The sequence below is a fragment of the Streptomyces albipurpureus genome (assembly GCF_023701525.1).
GTDB lineage: Bacteria > Actinomycetota > Actinomycetes > Streptomycetales > Streptomycetaceae > Streptomyces > Streptomyces albipurpureus.
The window spans coordinates 7,445-15,221 of sequence record NZ_JAMQAW010000072.1 but is presented as its reverse complement, the minus strand read 5'-3'; the positions used below and the strand labels follow the sequence as shown (position 1 = coordinate 15,221).

Here is a 7,777-nt window from a genome sequence, read left to right as displayed (position 1 = left end):
AGCCCCTGGGCCTTCTCCAGGAACCGCGGGTTGGAGCCGGGCACCGCCAGACAGGAACGACGGGGGCGCAGGCGATTGAGGGCTTTCATAGCAGGGATGTTGCCTTCCTTCAGAGGGCGGGGTGAACCACGGCCAGATCAGTCGGCCGCGGCAAGCGGAGACGCCTCGGCATCTATTCCGCGGGCGGCCCGGGGTGCGGCTACCAGGAGGATGTCGCCGGGATCGGGATCAGCCGACGGGCCCGGAGCGGGCTACACCTTCGGCACCGCGGCTCCCGTGGAACTGCCAGAACAATCAGGGGTGTTTGAGGTGGCGGGTCCGGTCCGTCAGATCGCGCGCAGTCCCCTCTCGGGGGGGCGTGCCCCGGTCTTCCTCAGGGCCTCCCCCGCGCCCGGAGCTCTCAGAAGGTTCGGCAGCTGGCCAATCGGCCGCCGTGACCCGTCCAGTGGCACGCTATGTCGCAGAGCGACATCAGTAAATCCTTGAGATTCTTTTATCAACCATAGGCATTACCTGGAGAAGAGCCTGTCGCGCCGACCGTGAACGTCGGGCTGACACACCTACCCCGGCTACACACCTACACCGGCTACACGGCGGCGGCCGCCGCACGCACACCGGGCCCAGCCGATCTCCCGTTGAGGAGCACCGCCCCGGCGCTCCGGGGAAAAGCGGATGTGGGCAAGCCGGGTCAGGCTTGCCCACATCCGCCGCGTACGCAGGTGCGGTGGACGTTCGAGGGCGGGGCCCTGCGCCACTGCTTCAGGAAATCGGTCGCGTGTCCGGGCCGGCCGGCCCGGGTCGGAGTGGTGGTGGCTTCATGGTTGTCCGGCTAGGAGATGCGATCGTGCCCGCCCCGGCGGGCGTCATCCCCACCGGCCATGACGGACAGCGCGATCCGTGCCCTGCCCTTCGCCGGAATCCGCGGCGAGCGGCTCATCAGCCACTCTTTCGCATCGGGCACCCGGCCGATCCCGAGCCCCGGAGTCTGACGCGCGGTGTCTACCGGCGCGGGGGGCGTTTGCCGCTGGGGGGTGTCATTTGGTGACGGGTTCCGGGTCCGGTTGTCCGGGGCGGGTGTCCGCGGCGAGTCTGGCGACGTCGCGTTCGGGGTTGATCAGTGTGATCGCGATGGCCGCTCCGACGACCAGGGTGATGCCGAGTGCGAGGAAGCCGTCGCTGTAACCGGCTGCGGCTGTCTCACCAGCGCCGACGAACACGCCCATGACCAGCGGTGCGGCCAGGCTGCCCACGCTGTGGACCGCGATGACGATGCCGGTGACCACGCCGCGCTGTTTGGGCGGGACCACGTCGGCGAGTCCGGTGTAGGCCACGCCGTATCCGGCGGCGTTCAGACAGGCGCTGAGCACGATCAGGATCATCTGGGGTGCGCCGCGGTCGAGCACCGAGAAGGTGATGGTGGTGAATCCGCCGATCAGCACCAGCCCGGCCGCGAGCCATCCCCGGGTGGCCCGGTTGCTCATGCCGCGCTTGGTCATGACCTGAGAGACCACCCCGGTCAGCACGACGGCGACGGTCGCGCCCAGGTACGGCAGGGCGACCAGGCGGCCTGTGGTGGTCGCGTCGTAGCCGAGGCCCTCGCGCAGATACAGAGGAAGCCAGCTGATCTTGGTCGAGGTGATGGCGTGCGAGGCGACGAACAGCACCATGATGCCGATGACCGTTCCGGTGCCGAACAGTTTCCGCAGTGGTACGTGGTCGGGCAGCAGCGTCAGCGAATCGGCGGCCCGGCCCGCGCCTCCCTGCCCGGCGACCTCGGCCGGACCGTCGCGCCCGATCAGCAGCCACAGGACGGCCACAAGTGCGCCGAGCCCCGCCAGCGCGGCGAATGCCATGTGCCAGGAGTACGTGGTGATGACCCAGGTGAGGACGGGGGCCGCGACCAGCGGCCCGAGTCCCGCCCCGGCGAAGATCAGCGAGCTGGGCAGGGCGCGCTTGTGGGCCGGGAACCAGGAGTGGACCACTTGCATGACCAGGGCGGTGGTGGGTCCCTCGGCGAAGCCGAGGATCACACGGCAGACGATGAGGGTGGTGAAGCCGACTTGACCGACCATCGGGGCGAGCGTGATCGCCCACACCGTCGCGATACCGGCCAGCAGCCAGCGCGCCTTGACTTTGCCTCCGAGCCAGCCCCCGAGGACGGCTCCGACCGCGAAGAGCCAGAAGAAGCTGCTCTGGATGACGCCGAACTTCTCTGGGCCGATGCCCAGTTCCTCCTTGATCTCGACGCCGGACAGGCCGACGACGACCTTGTCGGCGAAGTTGACGAACATCAGGCAGACGAGAACGGCGAGGACAATCCACGCGCGGCGTCTCACCGCGGTGCTGTCGGTGCCTGATGCAGGCGTCGCCGCAGCATCGGCGTGCTGATCGGTAGTCATTGACGTTCTCCCTCATTACGGGACGAAGTGCCTCTGAACGGCCAGAAGTGGAGCGGCGCTCATCGAGTGGGGCAAGGGATACGCCGCGGTTGAGCAGTCTCTGCGCGGGGGGAGTCGGTCATGTTGACCCGGGAGGTGAATAGCCGGTCGGCAGGTGAGGGGAACCGACCGGCGGTAGGAGCGGTGCGGTCGAATCTAGACACGATGTCGATTCTCGTCCAGACTGTCCGACATAAAACATCACGTTTTAGTGGGGAGCGAGTCCGTGTCAACCGTTCACAGCTGGTCCTTCCTCGCCGGGAAACGCATCCTCGATCTCTCCCGCCTACTGCCGGGACCCTTCGCGACCTCGCTGCTCGCGGATCTGGGCGCAGAGGTGATCAAGATCGAGGACCCGGACGGAGGCGACCCTGCCCGCGCTCATCGCGAGCACTTCTCGAACCTCAACCGCAACAAGCGCTCCGTCACCCTCGACCTACGCAGCCCGGCGGACCGAAGCGCCCTGCTGCGCCTGGTGAAGGGGGCCGACGCCGTGGTCGAGAGCTTCCGGCCCGGCGTACTCGACAAGATCGGCGTCGGCTACGAGGTCCTCAGCCGGGCCAACCCGGGCATCGTGCTGTGCTCACTCACCGGCTACGGCCAGTCGGGACCGTACGCGGACAAGCCAGGCCATGAGCTCAACTTCCTCGGGCAGTCAGGGTTCTTCGCGGTCCCCAGCCGCCCCGACGGACAAGTACTGCGGCCCGGCGTACGCGTGGGCGACCTCATCGGATCGATGTACGCGGCACTCGCCCTGTCCGTCGCCCTGGCAAGCGCGGAGCGCGCCGGCCAAGGGCAGCACATCGACCTCTCCCTCACGGAGGCCGCCACCGCCTGGTGCGCTCCGTATGTCTTCCCGCTGCGCCATCTCGACGACGCCACGGACAGCACCACGGTCCAGGGCGACAACGACAGTTTCACGACCGCGGACGGAAGGGTTCTGTCGCTGGCCACGTTCGAGGACAAATTCTGGCACTCCTTCCGGACCGCGCTGTCGGACGAGTTCCCGCAGCTCGGCACCACCGCGTACGACCGGAGGGCGGCCCGGACCGCGGCCAAACGGGAGGTCGGAGAACTGCTCGTCGGCGTGTTCGCGTCCCGCGACTACGCCTGGTGGGAGAAGCGGCTCACGGAGCTCAACGTCCCCTGGGGCCCGGTGTACACGGATGCCGCCCAGCTGCTGGGCGACCCCCATACCCAGGCGCGCGCCATGTTCGCGGACATACCCGACCCGGCTACCGGGACATCGTCTCCGCAGGTCCGCTTCCCCGTGCGGTTCGGTCTGGGAATGGAGACGTTCCGCGACCCGGCGCCCGGGCTGGGCGAGCACAACGACGAGGTGCTCGGTGGGTCTCAGGGGGAGCCGGGCGCGGTCTCCGAGTCGAATCCCGCGGCCCAGTAGCGGCCCCGCAGTGACAGACTGAGCAGCATCTCGGTCGCCTGTTCCGGTGAGAGCGCGGGCGAGTCGGCCTCGATCCACCAGGCCAGTACCGCCATCCACTCGCCGGCCCAGGCCTGCGTCAGCAGCTCCGGATCCAGGCGCGGTGCGATGCCCAGATGCTCGGCGCGGGCCCGGAACAGTTCCGCTCCCGCCCGCGTGCACACCTCCGTGAACTGGCGCAGCGCCCGTCCGTCGCCCTCGCCGCGCAGGATGAGGCGGTACAGATCCCGCTCCTCCTGCGCGTGCTGGAAGATCTTCAGTAGCGGCTTGCCGGTAAAACCCTCCGACGAAGCGGAAAAGAGCGGTCGCAACTCCCGTCGCAGCGCGACCAGCAGGTCCGACACCACGGTGTCGAGCAGGTCGTCCTTGTCGGTGTAGTACCCGTAGAACGTGGCGCGGCTCAGATCCGCGTGCTCGGTGATGTCCTCGACCTTGACGCCCGCGTAGCCGTGCTCGATCACCAGGCTCACCAGCGCATCGCGCAGCGCCCGCCTGGTGCGCCGCGTACGGCGGTCCTCCGTGGCCAAGTGACCCGACCCCTCCCTGTTAACGCGCTGAGACCTGGCGATATTACCAGCCATTGACAGAGCGGCCGTTACTGAACACGATGTATTGAATTGTTCTTTGAGTATGATTTCTGTGGGGAGTTCCTTGATGAACCTGGGCGGTTATCTGAGTCGCAGCAGCATGTACTGGCCCGATCTGGAGGCGCTGGTCTGCGGCGACCGACGGTGGAGCTACCGCGAGTTGGAGGATTCGACGAACCGCCTGGCCTCGGCACTCCTGGGAAGGGGGCTGGCACCCGGCGACGCCGTGGCCACCTTCGCGGGCAATTGCGGTGAGCTGGTCGAAACCGAGATGGCCCTCTACAAAAGCGGACTCCTGCGGGTGCCGATCAACGCCCGCCTCGGCGCGGAGGAAGTGGCGCACATCCTCACCGACGCGGACGTCCGCATGGTCTTCGTCGACACCGCCCACGCCGGCTCGGTGCTCAAGGCGATCGAGCGCGGTGGACTGGACTGCGCCGTCGTCGACTACGAGGGCCGAGCGGATCACCACGGCACGGATCAGGCCACCGCCCGAGGGCACCACCCCCTGGGCACCGCGACAGCTGAGCGCACCGCCTCGACGAGCGGCTACCAGGACCTGCTCGCTGAGGGCTCGACCGCACCCATCGCCGTGGAAGTGTCGGAGGACGATCCGGCCGTCCTCAACTTCACCTCGGGCTCGACCGGCAAGCTCAAGGCCGCGGTCCAGACCCACGGGAACCGGCTGGCCAACATGCGCAAGCGCATCATGTCCCCCGAAGGCCCCCCGTCCTGTGAAGAGCGCTTCCTGGCGCCCGGCCCGATCACCCATGCATCCGGGATGGCCGTCCTCGCCTGCCTGGCACGCGGCGCCAAGGTCGTCGTCCTGCCCGAGTGGGACACCGGCACCTTCCTGGCAACGGTCGAGGCAGAGCGCATCACCAGCGCGTTCCTGGTACCGACGATGCTCACCATGGTGCTGGCCCACCCGGACGTCACCACCCGGGACCTGTCGTCCCTGAGGCACATACGCGTGGGCGGCGCTCCCGTGCCACCGCAACGTCTGCGCGAGGCCATGGCGACCCTGGGGCCCGTCGTCATGCAGGGATACGGACAGGGCGAGACCACCAGCGGCATCACCATCATGACCCACGAGGACATGCAGCGCGCTGTCACGTCCGACCCGGACCTGCTGATGTCCTGCGGCCGGGCATGGTTCGACACCGAGGTCAGGGTCGTCGACGAGAACGGCGTGCCCCAGCCCGCCGGTGTCAGCGGCGAAGTGGTGGCCCGCGGACCGGACTGCGCCCGCGAGTACTGGAACGAACCCGAACTGTCCGCCGAGACCTTCCGCAACGGCTGGGTGCACACCGGAGACATCGGCTATCTCCGCCACGACGGCTACCTCTTCATCGTCGACCGCATCAAGGACATGATCATCTCCGGCGGTTTCAACATCTACTGCAGCGAAGTGGAAGCCGCCCTCTACGAGCACCCGGCCGTGCTGGAGACCTGCGTGGTGGGCGTCCCGGACGAACACTGGGGCGAGGCCGTCAAAGCAGTGGTGGTACGCAGACCGGGCAGCGACGTCACGACCGACGAACTCATCGAGTTCTGCGCGGGGCGGCTGGCCCGGATGAAGAAACCCCGCTCGGTCGACTTCGCCGAGCACCTGCCCGTCAACCGCAACGGAAAACTCGACCGCCGAGCCGTCCGCGCACCCTACTGGGCCGACGCCGCCCGTCACGTCAACTGAACCGAGGCCGATATGCCCTTCACCCTGACCCCCACGCACCCGGACAACCCCCGGATCCAGAACCTCACCGACCGCCTCCGGCACTACCTCCACGGCGAACTCGCCGCATATGAGTCAGAGCTGGGAATCCAGCAGGAATCCCGCCTCACCCGCGCCATGCTCGAACCCGTCTGGCGGCGCAGCCGGGAACTCGGCTTCTACGGTGTCCATCTCCCCCCCGAGCACGGCGGCCAGGGCCTGACATACACCGAACTCGCCGCCCTCAAGGAAGAGGTGGGCGCTTCCAACCGGGTGCTGGCCACCTCCGTACTCGGCGACATGGGCGGCCCGCTGCGCGCCGGACCCATACTCGAACACGCCACCCCCTACCAACTGGAGAAGTACCTCCTGCCCGTAATCCGCGGTGAGCGCGCCTGCTGCTTCTCCCTCACCGAGGAGAACGCCGGTTCCGACGTCCGGGCCCTGCGCACCACCGCCGTACCGGACGGCGACGGCTGGCGGCTGACAGGCCACAAGGTCTTCAGCTCCGCCGGGCCGTTCGCCGACTTCTCGGTGCTCATCGCCCGGATGGGCGGCACAGAGGAGGAGTCGTACTCCGCCTTCCTCGTCGACCTCGACGCGGCCGGATGCACCGTCGAGGACGGTGAAGTACCGATGTCCGGGCAGCACATGGAGAGCGACATCGTCCTCGACGACTGCTACGTCGGCCCGGAACAGCTTCTCGGGAAGGTGGGTGACGGCCTGCGCATCGGTCTCGGCCGCGTCACCGTCAACCGCCTGCTGCACTGCCCGACCATCCTCGGTCAGGCTCGCCGAGCCATCGAACTGACCCTGGACTTCGCCACAACGAGGCAGGTCAATGGCGCACCGCTGAGCCAACTACAGTCCATCCAGCACAAACTGGCCGACATGGCGACCGCTTACTACGCGGCCCGGAGCATGACCTACGACGCCCTCACCGCCCTCGATCACGGGGCCGAGGTACGCACCGAAGCATTTATGTGCAAGCTCTTCGTGGCCGAGAACGCCTTCCGTATCGCGGACGAGGCAGTACAGATCCACGGCAAGGCGGGCCTGACCCGGGGCTCGGAGATCGAATGGCTCTTCAGGCGACTGCGCATGTTCCGGGTACTGACCGGATCGTCGGAGATCCAGAAGAACGGAATCGCCAGAACCCTGCTGTCGAACACGGCGTCAGCCCATCCAGGACGCCGCACGTCGCCTGTGTGACGACGGCGCCATGGTGCCGCTGCGAGGCTGCCCGCCGCGCCCACCGGTGCGAGACGTGTGGCATCCGTACCGGGGCACTGAGCGGTGCCCGCGGCCCGCGTAGTACAGCGACCCGAGCCGGCCCGCCCCTCCCCTGGGCACTCCAGCGGCCTTCCGTGCCTTCCGCGCGCAGGGTGCCGAGAGGCACGAGGACTCGTTCCGCGACTCCCGCCCCAGGGCCCATGTCTCCATCTGGTGGTATCACGACCCGAACCGGATATCGGAGAAGCCACCGCAGCTCCTCACCGAACGGGAAAGGGAGAGGGAGAGGGAGAGGACTGATGTGAACTGCCAGCCTCGGCCTTCCCCGTGAGTGCCCTTCGCTGTCGGGGCGGTGCCACCCGTC

The 7,777-nt window shown here is 67.9% G+C and carries 5 protein-coding genes; 3 read left to right on the top strand and 2 right to left on the bottom strand.

Going from position 1 to position 7,777, the window contains the following annotated elements; translation table 11 throughout:
• Positions 1-1,034: 1,034 nt before the first annotated feature.
• Positions 1,035-2,399, bottom strand: coding sequence for an MFS transporter (locus NBG84_RS34870; protein WP_250923701.1), 1,365 nt, complete (start codon positions 2,397-2,399; stop codon positions 1,035-1,037).
• A gap of 265 nt (positions 2,400-2,664) precedes the next feature.
• Between NBG84_RS34870 and NBG84_RS34865 the strand changes: the two genes are divergently transcribed.
• Positions 2,665-3,840 (top strand): CaiB/BaiF CoA transferase family protein, encoded by a 1,176-nt coding sequence (locus NBG84_RS34865; RefSeq protein WP_250923700.1) that lies wholly within the window; start codon positions 2,665-2,667, stop codon positions 3,838-3,840.
• On the opposite strand, the gene NBG84_RS34860 is transcribed toward NBG84_RS34865, so the two are convergent.
• Positions 3,792-4,406: a TetR/AcrR family transcriptional regulator gene (locus NBG84_RS34860; protein WP_250923699.1), complete on the bottom strand. Its 615-nt coding sequence runs from the start codon at positions 4,404-4,406 to the stop codon at positions 3,792-3,794. The two genes, NBG84_RS34865 and NBG84_RS34860, sit on opposite strands and share 49 nt — an antisense overlap.
• Positions 4,407-4,533: 127 nt before the next feature.
• Here NBG84_RS34860 and NBG84_RS34855 point away from each other — a divergent pair, with 127 nt between their 5' ends.
• Positions 4,534-6,162, top strand: coding sequence for an acyl-CoA synthetase (locus NBG84_RS34855; protein WP_250923698.1), 1,629 nt, complete (start codon positions 4,534-4,536; stop codon positions 6,160-6,162).
• A 12-nt stretch (positions 6,163-6,174) separates the two neighbouring features.
• On the top strand, positions 6,175-7,392 hold the full coding sequence (locus tag NBG84_RS34850) for an acyl-CoA dehydrogenase family protein (protein ID WP_250923697.1): 1,218 nt from the start codon (positions 6,175-6,177) through the stop codon (positions 7,390-7,392).
• Positions 7,393-7,777 lie beyond the last annotated feature (385 nt).

What these genes read in the sequence shown, in the direction of transcription:
- NBG84_RS34870 (WP_250923701.1), bottom strand. Translation starts at nt 2,399, where the DNA reads ATGACTACCGATCAGCACGCCGATGCTGCGGCGACGCCTGCATCAGGC.
- NBG84_RS34855 (WP_250923698.1), top strand. Translation starts at nt 4,534, where the DNA reads ATGAACCTGGGCGGTTATCTGAGTCGCAGCAGCATGTACTGGCCCGAT.
- NBG84_RS34850 (WP_250923697.1), top strand. Translation starts at nt 6,175, where the DNA reads ATGCCCTTCACCCTGACCCCCACGCACCCGGACAACCCCCGGATCCAG.